This window comes from Micromonospora sp. NPDC049171, from assembly GCF_040648275.1.
In the GTDB taxonomy this organism is placed as follows: Bacteria; Actinomycetota; Actinomycetes; order Mycobacteriales; family Micromonosporaceae; genus Micromonospora.
In genome coordinates this window covers 140,378-155,941 of the sequence record NZ_JBEZDJ010000018.1, presented here as the reverse complement: position 1 = coordinate 155,941, position 15,564 = coordinate 140,378, and the positions used below count along the sequence as shown (strand labels likewise).

13 protein-coding genes and 1 riboswitch are annotated in these 15,564 nt (G+C 71.9%); of the genes, 7 read left to right on the top strand and 6 right to left on the bottom strand.

What is annotated here, in order from left to right; genetic code table 11:
- Positions 1 to 14 precede the first annotated feature (14 nt).
- The 3 genes from AB0B14_RS23060 to AB0B14_RS23050 all read right to left on the bottom strand — a co-directional run bounded on the left by AB0B14_RS23060 (position 15) and on the right by AB0B14_RS23050 (position 4,004).
- The gene (locus AB0B14_RS23060; RefSeq protein ID WP_357524088.1) at positions 15 to 1,034 is read right to left on the bottom strand and encodes a GNAT family N-acetyltransferase; all 1,020 of its coding nucleotides are present in this window, start codon (positions 1,032 to 1,034) and stop codon (positions 15 to 17) included.
- Positions 1,035 to 1,507: 473 nt separating this feature from the next.
- On the bottom strand, positions 1,508 to 2,794 hold the full coding sequence (gene thrC / locus AB0B14_RS23055) for a threonine synthase (protein WP_357068438.1): 1,287 nt from the start codon (positions 2,792 to 2,794) through the stop codon (positions 1,508 to 1,510).
- 11 nt (positions 2,795 to 2,805) lie between these two features.
- A riboswitch (SAM riboswitch) is annotated at positions 2,806 to 2,941 on the bottom strand.
- A 100-nt stretch (positions 2,942 to 3,041) separates the two neighbouring features.
- The gene (locus AB0B14_RS23050) at positions 3,042 to 4,004 is read right to left on the bottom strand and encodes a DMT family transporter (protein ID WP_357068159.1); all 963 of its coding nucleotides are present in this window, start codon (positions 4,002 to 4,004) and stop codon (positions 3,042 to 3,044) included.
- A 91-nt stretch (positions 4,005 to 4,095) separates the two neighbouring features.
- On the opposite strand from AB0B14_RS23050, the gene AB0B14_RS23045 reads away from it, so the two are divergent.
- Positions 4,096 to 4,401 carry a metalloregulator ArsR/SmtB family transcription factor gene (locus AB0B14_RS23045; protein WP_357068157.1) on the top strand — a complete coding sequence of 102 codons (306 nt, stop codon included), beginning with the start codon at positions 4,096 to 4,098 and terminating at the stop codon, positions 4,399 to 4,401.
- 95 nt (positions 4,402 to 4,496) lie between these two features.
- Here the strand turns inward: AB0B14_RS23045 and AB0B14_RS23040 are convergent, their stop codons facing one another.
- Positions 4,497 to 4,952, bottom strand: a complete 456-nt coding sequence (locus tag AB0B14_RS23040) for a DoxX family protein (protein WP_357068155.1) — start codon at positions 4,950 to 4,952, stop codon at positions 4,497 to 4,499.
- A gap of 429 nt (positions 4,953 to 5,381) precedes the next feature.
- Here AB0B14_RS23040 and AB0B14_RS23035 point away from each other — a divergent pair, with 429 nt between their 5' ends.
- The gene (locus AB0B14_RS23035) at positions 5,382 to 6,062 is read left to right on the top strand and encodes a DUF4232 domain-containing protein (RefSeq protein WP_357524086.1); all 681 of its coding nucleotides are present in this window, start codon (positions 5,382 to 5,384) and stop codon (positions 6,060 to 6,062) included.
- Between the two features lie 9 nt (positions 6,063 to 6,071).
- On the opposite strand, the gene AB0B14_RS23030 is transcribed toward AB0B14_RS23035, so the two are convergent.
- Both AB0B14_RS23030 and AB0B14_RS23025 read right to left on the bottom strand, forming a co-directional pair.
- On the bottom strand, positions 6,072 to 6,938 hold the full coding sequence (locus AB0B14_RS23030) for an ABC transporter permease subunit (RefSeq protein WP_357068151.1): 867 nt from the start codon (positions 6,936 to 6,938) through the stop codon (positions 6,072 to 6,074).
- The gene (locus AB0B14_RS23025; protein WP_357524084.1) at positions 6,938 to 9,802 is read right to left on the bottom strand and encodes an alpha/beta fold hydrolase; all 2,865 of its coding nucleotides are present in this window, start codon (positions 9,800 to 9,802) and stop codon (positions 6,938 to 6,940) included. Before AB0B14_RS23025 ends, AB0B14_RS23030 begins: the two co-directional genes overlap by 1 nt.
- Before the next feature lie 371 nt (positions 9,803 to 10,173).
- Between AB0B14_RS23025 and AB0B14_RS23020 the strand changes: the two genes are divergently transcribed.
- From AB0B14_RS23020 to AB0B14_RS23000, 5 genes are read left to right on the top strand one after another with little or no spacing between them, the layout of a single operon-like run.
- Entirely contained in the window at positions 10,174 to 11,352 is a 1,179-nt protein-coding gene (locus AB0B14_RS23020; protein WP_357068147.1) for a hypothetical protein, read from the top strand.
- Positions 11,339 to 13,864: an ATP-binding protein gene (locus tag AB0B14_RS23015; protein WP_357524082.1), complete on the top strand. Its 2,526-nt coding sequence runs from the start codon at positions 11,339 to 11,341 to the stop codon at positions 13,862 to 13,864. Before AB0B14_RS23020 ends, AB0B14_RS23015 begins: the two co-directional genes overlap by 14 nt.
- Positions 13,861 to 14,334: a roadblock/LC7 domain-containing protein gene (locus tag AB0B14_RS23010; RefSeq protein ID WP_357068143.1), complete on the top strand. Its 474-nt coding sequence runs from the start codon at positions 13,861 to 13,863 to the stop codon at positions 14,332 to 14,334. Before AB0B14_RS23015 ends, AB0B14_RS23010 begins: the two co-directional genes overlap by 4 nt.
- Complete coding sequence (locus tag AB0B14_RS23005) at positions 14,331 to 14,819, top strand: DUF742 domain-containing protein (protein WP_357068141.1); 489 nt, start codon at positions 14,331 to 14,333, stop codon at positions 14,817 to 14,819. Before AB0B14_RS23010 ends, AB0B14_RS23005 begins: the two co-directional genes overlap by 4 nt.
- The gene (locus AB0B14_RS23000; RefSeq protein WP_357068139.1) at positions 14,797 to 15,543 is read left to right on the top strand and encodes an ATP/GTP-binding protein; all 747 of its coding nucleotides are present in this window, start codon (positions 14,797 to 14,799) and stop codon (positions 15,541 to 15,543) included. The genes AB0B14_RS23005 and AB0B14_RS23000 overlap by 23 nt, the downstream gene beginning before the upstream one ends.
- Positions 15,544 to 15,564 lie beyond the last annotated feature (21 nt).

Here is a 15,564-nt window from a genome sequence, read left to right as displayed (position 1 = left end):
AGCGCGAATGCCGGTCAGAGCGTGAGCTGCCAGTCGGTCCAGGCGTCCACCGGACGGAAGCCGAGCTGCTCGTTGATCGCCACCATGTAGCTGTTGCTGGCCGCGTTCCAGGTGTCGATCACGCGGACGGCAGGCTCGTGGGTGAGCAGGTGGTGCAGGTTCTCGGCCTTGGCGATGAGGCCGAGCCGGTGCCCACGGTGATCCGGGTCGACGATGGTGATCTGCTGGAACGCGTGCCAGTTGGCGGAGGCGCCCACGTCCAGCATGGTCCAGGCGACCAGCCGACCGGTCGCCTCGTGCCGCATCCCGAGGTGGTAGCACCGCCGGCCCTGGGCGTCCAGCGCCCGTTCGTTGCCACGGATGCGCTCGGCGTCCACCCGCTCCGGTTCCCACTGCACGTCACCCATGGGCGCGTCCGTGAGCAGCCGGCCATCCAGGTAGGCGATGTCCGCGACGTACTCCTGCGGGGTTGCCCCCTGCCAGCAGACCGACCGGTAGCCCTCGGCCCGCGGTCGAGCCTCGGCCAGCGCCGCACGCAGCGCGACCCGGTCGATCTCCTCGACCTCGAGCCGGCGCCGCACCTCGGCGAGGGCGGGCTCGGCACCGGTGGCGGCGGCGAACGCGTCGCCCGCCCCGCTGCGGGCTGGCCCGTCGGGCAGCGCGGAGACGGCCATCGCGACCACCCGCTTGCGGCCGTGCTCCCGCAGCAGGCGCACGCCGTACTCGTGCAGCGCCCGGCCGACGCCCCGCCGCCGCAGCTCGGGATGCACCGTCAGCTCGGCGCCGGCGTTGTCGGGGTTGTCGAGGTACGGCAGGTCCAGCTGGAGAAAACCGGCCGCCACCCCGTCGAGCCGGGCCAGCGCCCAGAGCGACCTGGTGCCGGGCCTCGGCGTGTGGAAGTACGCGTCGAAGCGTCGCCGGCAGAAGGGCGGCAGATCCGGCAGATCGGCGTCTTTGGCCGCCGCGCCGATCCGGTACGCCTCGTCGACGGCTGCTCGGTCGGTGCCGTCGAACGACGCGATCGTGATGCTCATGCGGTGAGCGTGCGCCTCGGGAAAGCGATCGGGCCAGCGAATTATTCGCTGGCCCGATCGGACGTGGTCGGGAGGGACACTCGCACAACGCCTCCGGCGTTGGGTCGCAAGAACTTCAAAAGTCTTCGGCGAAATGCCCTCCCGCACGGAGCATCTTGCGCCGTCCGGTTCCTGCCGTCAAGTCCGCAGGGGCGGGTTTTCCATACTCACAGCGAAAGCCCAGTTACACGAATGATCAACCCGGTCCCCCGTTCGGGCGATCCCCCACCCCCCGCCAAGCCAGCACGACCTGCCGTGCCCCGGCACGGCACGGCACGGCACGGCACTTGATCCACTCGGGTCCCGAAAAACGGGGTGTCCGGGCCCGCCGGATACCGCGCTTTCAGGAACCCGAGTGGATCAACCTGACCGACAGCGGCCGGCGAGCCACGGCCGAGCGGCGAGGCGGCCAAACAGCGAGGCGGCGAAGCGGATCAGCCGAGGAGGCCGGCGTCGCGGGCGGCGCGCAGCGAGGGCTTGATGTGGTGGGTCGGCCCGACCTGGCCGGCGACGGCGTCGATGGTCTTCAGACCTTCGCCGGTGTTGAACACGACGGTCTCCACGGTCGGGTCGAGCCGACCGGACTCGACAAGCTTGCGAAGCACCGCCACGGTCACCCCGCCAGCGGTTTCGGCGAAGACCCCTGTGGTGCGGGCCAGATCGCGGATGCCGGCGCGGATCTCGTCGTCGTCGGCGTACTCCATCCAGCCGCCGGTGCGGCGGACCGCCTCCAGGGCGTAGAGGCCGGCGGCCGGGTCGCCGATGTTGAGCGACTTGGCGATGCCGGTGGGCTTGACCGGGATGATCGTGTCGGTGTCGGCGTGCAGCGCGGTGGCGATCGGGTTGCAGCCGGCGGACTGGGCGCCGAACACCTTCCAACCGCCGGCCGGCGCCTCGACCAGGCCGATCTCGACCAGCTCGGAGAACGCCTTGTCAATCTTGGTGAGCAGCTCGCCGCTGGCCATCGGGATGACCACCTGCGCCGGGATACGCCAGCCGAGCTGCTCGGCCACCTCGTAGCCGAGGGTCTTGGAGCCCTCCGCGTAGTACGGCCGGACGTTCACGTTGACGAACGCGGTGTCCTCGAATTCGTCGGTCTCCACCAGCTCGCCGCAGAGCCGGTTGACGTCGTCGTACGAGCCGTCGATGGCGACCAGCTCGCCGCCGTAGACAGCGGTGGTGATGACCTTGCCCTGTTCCAGGTCGCTGGGGATGAAGACCACCGAGGGCACCCCGGCGCGGGCGGCGTGCGCGGCCACCGAGTTGGCCAGGTTGCCGGTCGACGCGCAGGCGAACCGGGTGAAGCCGAGCGCCTTCGCGGCGGTGAGCGCCACCGAGACGACCCGGTCCTTGAACGAGTGGGTCGGGTTGGCGCTGTCGTCCTTGACCCACAGCGGCGCGGAGATGCCCAGCTCGGCGGCGAGGTGCGGGGCCGCGACCAGCGGGGTCAGCCCCGGGTCGAGGGTGACCCGACCGGCCGGGTCCTGACCGGCCGGGAGCAGCGCGGCGTACCGCCAGATGTTCTTCGGACCGGCCTCGATCTGCTGGCGGGTGACGGTGGCCAGCGCGGCAGTGTCGTAGTCGACCTCCAGTGGGCCGAAACACTCATAGCAGGCGTGCTGGGCGGCGAGCGGATAGCGGGCCGAACAGGCACGACAGACCAGGGCGCGGGCGGGGCTGGCGGAGGTGTCGATGCCGGAGGCGGCGAGCGTCGACGTCATGTCGAGAAGTCCTCTCATCTTTCCCCACATCGCACCGTGCGGCGGGGACGGAATTGGCACCTGCCCCGCGGGTCGCTCAGCGGTGAGCGCGCGGGGTGGTTGCCGGGGCGTCGTCGGGCCGTATCCCTCAGCCCCTCTGGATGAGGTATGCAGTTGTGCTGCCGAGTCTAGGCAACTCTGCCCGCCGCTTCCACCGCGGATCCCACGCTGTGAGCCGACCGACTCAGCCAGTTACCGGCAGGTGGGGTCAGTGGGCGCTCACCGCCACCGGGTCGATCACCGCGATCCGGTCCGTGGTCGCGGTCGACTGCGGCGGAGCCGAAGGCCGGGTCCGTGGCCTGGTGGCGAGGTTCGCGGCGACCAGCGCACCGATCGTGATGGCGGCACCGACCAGCTCGATGGGCTCCGGGCGGTAGCCGCGGGCGATCTGCACCGCGAACGTCACGACCGGGACCAGGTTCATGAACAGCGCGGCGTTGGCGGCACCGAGCCGCTGCACACCGGTGTTCCAGGCCAGGACGGCGATCACCGCGCCGATGACCACGGCGTACGCCAACTGTGGGGTGACCGCCGCGAGGTCGGCGGCGGACGGCGCGTGCTGCCAGCCGACGGCGTCGGCGGCGATGCTCGCGGCCAGCATGGCCGCCGTGCCGGCGAGCGCGGTCAGGGTGGTGAAGCGCAGCGGTGACCAGGCACCGAACCGGCTGGCGCCGTGCGTGTAGATGCCCCAGCCGAGCACCGCGCCGACCATCATCAGCCCACCGAGACCGAACTGGCCGAGCCCGGCCAGGCTCCCGCGGGTGATCACCAGGCCGACTCCGAGGAGCGCCACCAGGGAGAGGACCAGCAAGAGCGGCTTCGGCCGTACGCCGTCACGGGCCCAACGGACCAGTTGGGTGATCAGCGGGGTGGTGGCCACAAAGAGAGCGATCTGCTGCGGGGCGGCGTGTTCGAGCGCCAGGTTGGTGAGCACGTTGAAGCCGGCGAAGCCGACCACGCCGAGCACCACGATCTCGCCTGTGCGGTGCCGCAGCGCACCGGTGCCTTCGCGGAGCAGTAGGACGGCGACCAGGATGGCGGCGGCGAGCAGGTAGCGGGCGGTGGTCAGGTTGAGCGGGTCGACCCGGGTCAGCGCACTGGCCAGGACCGGAAACATCACGCCCCAACCGAGCACGGCGAGCAGCGGATAGGCGGCGGCGCGGGATCGCATCGTCAGCTCCAATGTTCGAGTATCGTCGAACCAATGACACCGACCATAGGGCGTTGTTCGATTCTTGTCGAACAAGGGTTACACTGGTCACATGGAGCCGCACGAACCCGACCTGACCGACATTCCGGTCACCGCTGTGCTGGCCGCACTCGCCGACGACGTGCGGCTACAGATCGTTCGGGCGCTCGTCGAGAATGGCGAGGCCGCCTGTGGCAGCTTCGACTTCGGCGTCTCCAAGGCGACCCGCAGCCACCACCTCAAGGTGCTGCGCGAGGCTGGCCTGACCCGCACCCGAGCCGCCGGCACCAGCCGCCTGGTCCGGCTACGCCGCGACGAGGTGGACCGCCTCTACCCCGGCCTCCTGGACGCGGTGCTCAGCACGCGCTCTTCGGCCTGACACTCCCGCCCCCCCTGTCGTCGCTCCAACCCCGGACCGGGCGCGTCGCCGGACCTGCCTCGTCGAGGCCCGGCGACGCGCGGTAGCAAGTGCGGTCAGATGACCATCGAGCTGGGCTCGGTCATCGGTGCCGCCGGCGCGGGCCGAATGTCGCGGCGACGGGCGAGCAGCGTGTCGAGCGCCCAGGAACCCGGACCGAGGGCCGCCACCAGCAGGAACGACCAGCAGAAGAGCGCCGACAGTTCACCGCCGTTGTGCAGTGGCAGCAGATCGTCCGGCTGGTGCACCACGAAGTAGGCGTATGCCATCGAGCCGGAGGCGAGCAGAGCGGCGGGTCGGGTGAGGAGCCCGGCCAGCACCAGTGCGCCGCAGGCCAGTTGGATCAGCGCGGCCCACCAGCCCGGCCAGGTGCCGAGGGGTATCGCCGCACCGGTCACCGGGTTGCCGCCGAACAACCCGAAGACCGAGGTCAGGCCATGCAACGTGAACAGCAGGCCGATCACGATGCGGAACAGGGACAGGGTCGGTCCGCCGAGCCGAGAAACGTCCATGGGAACCTCCATCGAAGGAATCTGATCTCTTCAATGTGAGGCATGAAACTATCGAAGCTCATAAATTCCTTGCTGGTGGGAAATTCCCCGGTCGGAATGTACCGGTGTCCACGGTCCCACGTCGAGCGTCGGTAGCGCCGCAGGCCGGCCGCCAGGGCCCCTGAGCTGCAGATAGCACGAATTCGAAGGCACGCCAACCAGCGTGGGCACGCTCCCATACTGTGGGTACGACCTGCCCGACGGGTGACCTTGGGGCCAGTTCGACTCGATCGCGGATGCCCAGCGTCGATCGCGGATGCCCAGCGTCGATCATGAGGTTATTGTCACGACACGCCGAGAAGGACGGCAATAACCTCATGATCGACGGGCCGGGGGGCGGGGGGCGGGGGCGGGCGATGGCGGCGCGCCCAGGTGGGCGAGGATCAGGCAATGGTCTCCCGCGACACGGCAGCACGGCGGCGCATCAGCGCGACGGTCGCGATGGCTCTCGCACTCGGCGGCTGTGCTTTCGACGACCACCACGGCCAGGGCGGGGACCCGCCGAGCCGGCCGCGGACCGCGCCGAGCCCGTCGGCGAGCACCGATCCGCCGCCCGACTGCCCGGCCTCCGGTGTCCGGATCCGGTCGACCGGCGGGGACGCCGCGATGGGGCTCCGCGCCCTCGGGCTGGAGCTGGTCAACTGCGGTGACCAGCCGTACCAGCTCAACGGGTACCCGGTGCTGCACGTGTTCGACGACCAGCGCGAGCCGATCATGTTGCGGGTGGTCAACGGCGGCAAGGAGATCACGTCGGGCTTCGACCAACCGCCCCGGACGGTCACCCTCGCGCACGGCGAGCGGGCCACGGCCGTGGTGCTCTGGCGCAACCTGGTCACCGATTCGACGGTGGTGGCCACCAACGGCGAGTACCTGACGGTGGCACCCGCGGCCGGGCAGCCGGGCGAAGAGGTCGACCCGGACGGGCCGATCGACCTGGGCAACACCGGCCGGATCGGCGTCAGCGCCTGGAAGAAGGCCGACACGTCCGCGCCGGTGCCGACCCGTCCGGCCCCGCCGCCGGCGCCGAGCGCGGTGCCGTCCTCGGTGAGCCCACCCGACAGCCGGCTGTGAACCCCGCCGCTACGACGTGATGTCCTTGCGGGTGAAGCGCCAGAACGCCAGCCCCCAGAACAGCGTCGCGTAACCGATCGCCGAGATGCAGCCGCGCACCACGTCGTCGGTCTGCACCGGGGTCGAGAGCAGCCCCAACCAGGCGGTGCTGAAATGGGTGGGCAGGAAGTCGCGCAGCGCGCCCAGGGCGGTGATCTGGTCCAGGATGCTGGACAGGATCCAGAGCAGCACCGCACCGCCGACCGCGCCGAGCGCGGCGTCCGTGGTCACCGACAGCAGAAATGCCAACCCGGCCACCACCAGCAGTACGACAGCCAGGTAGCCGAGCACGGCCAGCAGCCGGAGCAGCCCCTCGGTGGGTTCCAGCTCGGCGGCGACCGTGCTGCGCAGCGGCGACCAGCCGTAGCGCAGGGTGCCGGCCAGCAGCGCGGTGCCCGCCAACAGGACCAGAGCCAGTCCGGAGTACGCGAGTGCGACCACCAGCTTCACCGTCAACAGCCGTGCCCGGGGCACCGGGATCGCCAGCAGGTAGCGCAGGCTGCCCCAGCTCGCCTCGCTGGCCACCGTGTCGCCACAGAACAGCGCGACGACAACCACCAGCAGGAACGACGCCGACACGAAGATCGAGAAGAGGGTGAAGTTGAGCCCGCCGGAGGTGGCCAGGTCGACCAGACTGGCGAACTCGTTGTTGCCGTTGTCGTCGTCGCCACCGGAGTTGAACTGGAACGCGATCAGGATGATCAGCGGCAGCAGCACCATGAACCCGAGCGCCAACTGGGTGCGCCGCCGGGACGCCTGCCGACGGAACTCCGCCGCGAACGGCATGGTGGCCGACGGCCGGTAGCCGCGGGCCGCACCCGCGTCAGAAACAACCATCACCGGTCACCGCTTCCCCGAGAGTTGTCGCCCACCAGGGCGAGGAACGCGTCCTCCAGGCGGCGCCGGGGCACCACCCGGTCCACCCCGATGCCGGCGCGCACCAGCTCGGCCACCACCTCGCTGCGGGCCGTGCCGTTGGTGTCGACCACCAGCTGACCATCGCTCTCCGGCAGCACCCGTACGCCGTGCAGGCGGTCCAGCACCACCCGCGCCGCCGCCGGGTCGCTGACGTCGAAGAGCACACTCGGCGACTCGCCCACGATCTCCTCCACCGGCCCGGACGCCACGATCCGGCCCTTGTTCACCACCACGGCGTGCGTGCAGGTCTGTTCCACCTCGGCCAGCAGGTGGCTGGAGACCAGCACCGCCCGACCGTCGGTGGCGTAGCGCTGGAGCACCCGGCGCATCTCGGCGATCTGCGGCGGGTCGAGCCCGTCGGTCGGCTCGTCCAACACCAGCAGCTCGGGCAGGCCCAGCATGGCCTGGGCGATGGCGAGGCGCTGGCGCATACCGTGGCTGTAGTTCTTGATCCTCCGCTGCACGGAGTCACCCAACCCGGCGATCTCCAGGGCCGCGTCGAACTGGGCGTCCTCCCACGGCCGGCCGGTGGCTCGCCAGTACGCCTTCAGGTTGTCCAGACCCGACAGGTGCGGCAGGAAGCCGGGCCCCTCGACAAGCGCGCCGATCCGGGACAGCACCGGTGAGCCGGGCACCAGCCGACGACCGAAGACGTAGATCTCCCCGGCGGTCGGCTGGGTCAACCCCATCAGCACCCGCAGGGTGGTGGTTTTACCGGCGCCGTTGGGCCCGAGCAGACCCACGACCTGACCGGGGTGCACCTCGAAGTCCACGTTCGACACCGCCACGAAGCCGTCCGCGTACTCCTTGCGCAGTGCGCGCACGGCCAGCGGCGTGTCCGCGTACTCCGGATGCACCGACCGGTCCTGGCGGCGATGCCGGCGGCGGAGCACGGCGACGACCACGACGAGCCCGATCACGATGGCGGCGAGCAGGCCGGCGAGCACCCAGCGCCAGATCGTCGCCGCGGTGGGGATCGGCTCGCCGCTGACCGTGGGCAGGCTGACCGCGCCGTCCGCGGCCACCGTGTAGACGGTCGGTTCGGCGGGCGTGGTGTACGCCTGGTCGGAGGTGGCCACCACCAGGCGCAGCCGGTGCCCGGCCTCCACCCGGCGGACGATCCCGGGCAGCGTCACGGTGACCGGGCGGGCGTCCTGCACCTGTTGCGGCAGGCCGGTGAGCCGGATCGGGGCGACCAGCCCGTTCGGCAGGGTCGCCGTGCCGTCCTTGTCGACGTCGTAGAGCTTGACGAAGAGCACCGCCGAACCGGTCGGCGAGGCGGCCCGCAGGGTGATGGTGGGCGCACCTGCCACGTCCACCGCCTCGGCCAGCGGCGTCGACTCGAACCGGGCGTGTTGGCCGGGCACGTCGCCGGCCACGCCGTCCAGCAGCGAGGTGAGCCCGCCGGCGAACGGGATCGAGGAGATCGCGGCCGGGTTGCCGTTCGGTGGGTTCGCGATCGGCTGGGCGGGACCGGCGACCGTGACCTCCCGGCGGGCGTTGCCGGTCAGGCCCGGATAGTCGGCGCGGCGGAAGCCGGTGGCGACCAGTCCCCGGTCGAGCGCGTCGAAGCCGGCGATCCGCGACCAGGTGAAGTCGTCGCCGGGCACTTTGCCCTCGCCTTTGACGTAGTGGTCGAGCCACTGGACGGTCAGGAACTTCACCCGGTCCTCGTCCGAGCGGGGTCCACTGCCACCGTCGTGCCCGCCGGTGAACCAGGCGACCCGGACCGGGGTGCCGGTGGCGGCGATGCCCTTCGCGTTCGCGTCCGCCTCGCCGAGAGGAAAGAGCGTGTCCGCCTCGCCCTGCACCAGCAGGGTGGGCGCCTTGATCCGGTCCAGCACCCCGGCCGGGCTGGAGCGGCGCAGCAGGTCCACGGCCGCCTGGTCGGCCCGCCCGGTGGTGGCGATCCGCAGGTAGGCGGCGCACACGTCGGCGGCGAAGCGCCCGCAGGACGGGTCGGCCGCACCGGCCGGGGCACCACCGGGGCCGCTGCCCGGGCCGGCACCCGGTGCCGGGCTGGGTGGGCCGGCCGACGCGGGCGCGCCCTGCGGTTGGGCTGCGGTCTGGCCGGACAGGCCGGCCGGGCCGGAGCCCACGTTGCCGCCACCGCCGAAGAAGAGACCGGCCCAGCCCTTCTTGAACACGCCCTCGGTCGGCGCCCCACCGGTGCTCTCCGGCAGGAAGGCACGGGACAGGTCGTTCCAGGTGATCATGGGAACGATCGCGTCGACCCGACGGTCCTGGGCGGCCAGCAGCAGCGCGAGACCACCGCCGTACGAGCCGCCGACCACGCCGACCTTCGGGTCACCGGCGGCGTCGGTGCGGACCTCCGGTCGCGCGGCCAGCCAGTCCAGCAGCCGTTGCGCGTCGCGTACCTCGTAGTCCGGGCTGTCCAGGTGGATCTCGCCGCCGCTGCGGCCGAAGCCCCGCGCGGTCCAGGTGAGCACCGCGTAGCCGCGCCCGGCGAACTCCTCCGCGTCGGAGCGCACCGACTCCTTGGTGCCGCCGAACCCGTGTGCCAACAGCACCGCCGGGACCTGCCGACCGGACGACGCGTCGTCGGGCAGGTAGAAGGTCGTGTCCAGGTCCACCGGCTGGTCGTCGGACGGTCCGGAGCGGACGGTGAGCATCGCGCTCTCGGTGCGGACGCCCGGCCCCTGCGGCCACACCGCCCAGGTCACGGCGGCGGCCAGCAGCACGATGACCGCCGTTGCGGCGATCGCGCGACGGCGGGTGGGCAGGGCACGCCGGAACCACGCGGCCGGCGACGGCGATGTCATGCGGCACACGGTACGGCTCACAGCCTGAGCGTTGGCTGAGATCCGCCGTACGTCCGTCCGGTTGCCCCGATCGGTGCCCGGCCGGCTGCGAGCGCGCCTTGTCCGACGCGGCCCAGTGAGTTGAGTTCGGATCCCGTGAATTCCGATCTTTCACAGATTCCCCCTCAATCCCCACATGTCACACCCACTGACGAAACAGAGCGTGTCGGGAACGCGCGCAAATGGTGACGTTGCTCGAACTGACGCGAACCTGACTCGTCGACCGAGGTCAGAGCAGCGAGGGGTCGGTTAGTTTTCCGGTCCGGTGCACGGGACTTGTCGGGCCACCCGACACCGCGCCGATCCGCGCCCCCATGCCGGAGGAGACACACATGACAGTCCCCGCGCCGCGGGCCCGACGACGTCCGTCCACCCTGGGCCGACTGCTGCCGCTGCTCCTCATCGGGGCACTCCTGGCCCCGGTGGGTCTGCTCGGCACGTCCGCCTGGCGGCAGACCACCGCCGACCGGGACCTGGCCGTTCGGGAACGGCTCGGCGTGCGGTACCTCACCGCTCTGGGCTCGGTCACCGACGCCCTGGTCGAGGCCCAGTCCGCCGCGGTCAACAACCGACAGGTGTCCGGCGACGCGCTGAACCGGGCGGTCGAGGAGGCCGCAGCGGTGGACGCCCGCATCGGCACCGAGCTGCTCAGCCAGGAACGCTGGGCCGGGGTGCGAGCCAAGCTGGAGGCACTGCGCGGGCGCAGCCCCGCCGACCCAGAGTCCGCCTACACCGCGTACGGGGAGGTGTCGGACCTGCTGCTGGCGCTGCACCGCAAGGTCCGGGAGAGCTCCGGGCTGGTCCGCGATCCCGTCGCCGACTCCTACTTCCTGCAGGACAGCGCCGGCCAGGAGCTGCCCGAGGCGGTGGTGGCCGCCGGCCGGCTCGCCGATCTGGGCACGCTTGTCGCCCGCCGGCCAGCCGCCGAACAACCACGCGGCCTGCTGGAGCTGACCGGTCTGCGGGTGGCCGCCCTGGCACCCGCCGGTAACGCCGTCGACAACCTGCGTTCCGCCGTGGACGGCTCGGAGAGCACCGATCTCGGCGCCAACGTGCTGACCCCGCTGGACACCTACCAACGCTCGGTGGAGGCGCTGGCCGCGTACTCGGCCCCGGCCCGGGGCACGAGCGTGGTGGACCCCGGCCAGCTGAGCGCCGCCGGGCTCAACACGCACCGCGCGGCCCGCCAACTTCAGCCGGTCATCCTCGCCGAGCTGGACGCCCTGCTCGTCGAGCGCATCGATGAACTCGACCGGGACCGCTGGCAGACCGCCGCGGCGACAGCGCTCGCCGTGCTGTTGCTGGGCTGGCTCGCCGCGCTGCTGTTCGCCGCCCGCGGTCGGGCCCGACGCCGGGCCACCATGGCCGCGACCCACGCGGAGACCGCCGACACCCCGCCACCGGCGGATGCCTGGCAACCAGTGCCGGGCGACCTGCGCGGGCTGCAACCCGCCGGTACGGCCCGTGACCCGGAGCCCGCACAGTGGGGGGCCTTCGATGCTGCTCGGTAGGCTCCGGATCCGCGGCAAGCTCGCGCTGCTCGTGGTGATCCCGCTGCTCAGCATGGTCGGCCTGGCCGTGCCCGTGGTGCTCGACCGGGTGGCCGCGGCACAGCGGGCCAGCGACACCGCCGAGCGGGTACGGCTCGCCAGCCGGGTCGGCAGCCTGGTCCAGGACCTCCAGCAGGAACGCATCCTCTCGGTCGGTTTCCTGCTCGGCCGGGTCGAGCGCAGCGAGGTGGTCCGCAAGTCCGCCGACGTGGACGACCGGGTGGCCGACCTGCGGGCCGGCGGGAGCGACGCGCTGACCGACCAGGTCGACAACGCCCTGGACGGGGTGTCCAGCCTCATCGACCTGCGCACGTCCGTGCTGGCCCGGGTCGCCAACCCGGGCCAGGTGATGGAGGCCTTCGGCCCGGTGAACGTGGGGCTGATCGAGTCGCTGCGGCTGGCCTTCGGTGTGAACACCGAGACGTTGCCGGGTCGTCAGGTGCTCGCCCTCGACGGGCTGCTGCGCGTCGACGAGGGCCTGGGCGCCTGCGCCACCCTGAGCCTGCTGGTCAAGGCGATCGGCAGCTCGGACACCATCACCGGGTACGTGGCGTGCATCGCCGCGCTCATGGTCGACAACTCGCGCTTCCGTAGCCTGATCACGCCCGAGCAGCTCAAGGTGGCCCAGCTCAACGACGCGGCAGTGGCCGCGCGTACCAGCTCGGACTTCCTGGTCACCAGCGCCCGGGACCCGGCCGCAGCGGTCCGCGACGTGCCGCTGGAGGCGCTCTTCCCGGCCGTCCGCACGATGATCCGGCTCGGTCAGTTCGTGGAGAAGAAGCTGGTCGCCGACGTGCTCACCGAGGTGACCGCCGACCAGCGGCGCGCGCTGACGGCCGCGTACCTGGTCGGTGCCGCGGCGGCACTGATCCTGGCGTTGGTGGTGCTGCTCAGCGCGGCGGTCGCGCGGACGGTGGCCCGACCGCTGACCCGCCTCACCCACTCGGCCGACCGGGTCGCCCGGGTCGCCGAGGCCGAGCTGGTCCGGGTCACCGACGACGAGGGGGAGAGCCCACAGCCCATCCGGCTGGAGCCGGTGGACATCCGGGCCAACGACGAGATCGGCGACCTGGCGCGGGCCTTCGACCGGGTGCAGAGCACCGCCGCGCGGCTGGTCGAGCGGCAGGTCGCCGGCCGACGCAACGTGGCGCAGATGTTCGGCCACGTCGGGCGGCGCACCCAGAACCTGGTGGGCCGGCAGATCGCACTCATCGACCGGCTGGAGCAGCAGGAGGCCGACCCGGGTCGGCTGGAGCACCTGTACCGGCTCGACCACATCTCCAGCCGGTTGCGGCGCAACGCCGGCAGCCTCGTGGTGCTCTCCGGCTCGGCCGGTGCCGACGCCCACACCGCACCGGTGCCGCTGGCCGACGTGGTCCGGTTGGCGCTCGGCGAGATCGAGGACTACACCCGCGTGGAGGTGCGGGTGCCGGCGGGCATCTCGGCCGCGCCGGCCGTGGTCGGTGACCTCATCCTGGCGCTGGCCGAGCTGATGGAGAACGCCACAGCCTTCTCCCCGCCGCACACCCGGGTGCTGGTCACCGCCGAAACGTCCGGCATCGGCGCGCGGATCACCGTCGTGGACCACGGCATCGGCATGGGTGAGCAACGGCTGGCCGAGGAGAACGCCCGGTTCACCCGCCGGGAACGGCTCGACCTGGCGCCGACCGAGGTGCTCGGTCTCTTCGTGGTGGGCCGGTTGGCCCGCCGCCACGGCTGGCAGGTGGGCCTGGCCGCCACCGCCGGCGGTGGGGTGACGGCATACCTGGAGATCCCGTCGGCGGCACTGGTGCTGCGCCGCGCCGACCGGGCCGGGAGCACCGTCGCCCGGGCCGCGGTGCCGGAACGGGACAGGCGTACGGCGGCAGCGTCCGATCGCGGCGCGCGGTCCAGCACGGCGGCCGCCGCCGAGCCAGCCCGCTTCGACTCGGACCTGCTCAGCCGGGCCACTCGCAGCCTGGACGCCAGCCCGTCCTGGAACGCGTTCGGCTCCGGCCAGCCACCGCAGCCCGACCCCGCGCCCCCGGAGCCGGCGCGGTCGGGCTCGCCGAGCACGCCGCGGATCCGGCAGCGGGTGCCCGGGGCCAGCCTGCACGCCGCCGCCGCACCGACCCGGCCGGTGGACGCCACCGGCGCGGACCCCGCCGCCGCCCGCGCGCTTGTCGAGGCGTTCCAGGCCGGTGTACGCCGGGCCGAAATGCACACCGTCGACCTGCCGAGCACACCCGGTGGCGTCGGCCCGACGGCGGCCGGTGGCGTCGGCCCGTCCGACACCACAGCGGATCGACCCCGACTGAGCCGACGGGTGCCGGGGGCGAACCTCACTGTCGTCCCGGCCTGTCAACCGCTCAGTACGCACCTCGGTGACCCGGCCGAGGTCCGCAAACTCATCACCGACTTCGAGGAGGGCGTCGCCCGCGCTCTCCGCGAAGTCAGCCCAGACCGCCGGAACGAAGAAGGATCATCACGGTGACCAGCCCCTTCCTGCACGAAAACATCGACCAGAGCCAGTCCGGTGCCAACGGGGACCTCAGCCCGGAGGCCCGTACGTTCAACTGGTTGCTGGACTCCTTCACCTCCGGCACCGCTGGTGTCCTGGAGGCGATCGCGGTCTCCTCGGACGGCCTGTTGATGGCCATGTCGGCGATCAAGGACCGGTCCAACGCGGAACGGTTGGCCGCGGTGGTCTCCGGGATGACGAGTCTCGCCGGTGGGGCGGCCAGTTGGTACGCGCTCGGCGGCCTCAACCGGGTGATCGTCGACATGGCCGACGGCTACCTGCTGATCAGCGCGATCAGCAGTGGTTCCGTGCTCGGGGTGGTCGCCGACCGGTCGGCCAACCTGGGCACCGTCGCGTACGAGATGACGCTCTTCGCCGGTCGGGCCGGTGGTGCCCTGACCCCGCGGCTGATCGTCGAGTTGAAGAACGCCGCTCAGCAGTGACCCCCGACCTCGCCGGCGAGGACCCGGACCCGGAACCGACGGTCCGGATCCGTCCGTACCTGCACACGGCCAGCCCGACCGAGGCCGACGTGGTGGAGACACCGGCGCAGCCGGAGCCGGAGTCGGGTGGCGGTCGCCCGGCCGGCCCCCGCCCGTTCGTGCTCACCTCCGGCCGGGTCGCGGGTGCCGACCCGGCGATCGGCTTGGAGACGCAGGTGACCGCCCGTACGGACAGCGGCTGGTCGACCGGGCCAGCCGGTGCCCTGCTGGCACCGGAGTTCCAGGCGATCATCGCGCTCTGCGCGGAACCGATCTCGGTCGCCGAGATCTCGGCCCGCGCCCGGTTGCACCTCGGCGTGACGCGGGTCCTGGTCGGCGACCTGCGGGCGGCCGGACACCTGGACGTGCACGTCACCGACACCAACGACGCCGTCGACCCCGACCTCATCCTGCGAGTGATTGATGGACTCCGTGCGATCTCCTGAATGGCCGGTCGCCCCGCTCGGCGGGGTTGCCGGAAACAGCGCCGCCGGCCGTTACGCGGTGCCGGGCACCGGGCCGGTCATCGGGCGTGCCGGTCCACCGCCGCCGCCGTACCAGCCGCCGTCCGGCGCGGGAGCGTCGGCGCCGCCGGTCGGCAAGCCGGCGGCGCCGCCGATCCCGGTCAAGATCCTGGTGGCCGGTGGGTTCGGGGTGGGCAAGACCACCACCGTGGGTGCGATCTCCGAGATCGCTCCCCTGACCACCGAGGCCGAGATGACGAGCGCCGGGATCGGCGTGGACGATCCGGGTGTCCGCTCCACCAAGACCACCACGACTGTGGCGATGGACTTCGGCTGCGTGACCATCGACCGCAGCCTGAAGCTCTATCTGTTCGGCACGCCCGGGCAGGCCCGGTTCGGCTTCATGTGGGACGACCTGGCCCGGGGGGCGCTCGGCGCGCTTGTGGTGGTGGACAGCGCCCGGCTGGACGACTGCTTCCCGGCGATCGACTTCTTCGAGCGGGCCGGGCTGCCGTTCGTGGTCGGGGTCAACGCCTTCGACGGGCGGTTGGCCCTGGAACTCGGCGAGATCCGCTGGGCGCTGGCCATCGGCGACCATGTGCCCCTGGTGCAGTTCGACGCCCGGGACCGACTGTCGGTGCGGGACGCCCTGTTGGTCGTCCTGGACCGTGCGCTGGAACGTGCCACCCGGGAGAGACAGGCCTGAGCCGACCGGCTCGGGCCGTGA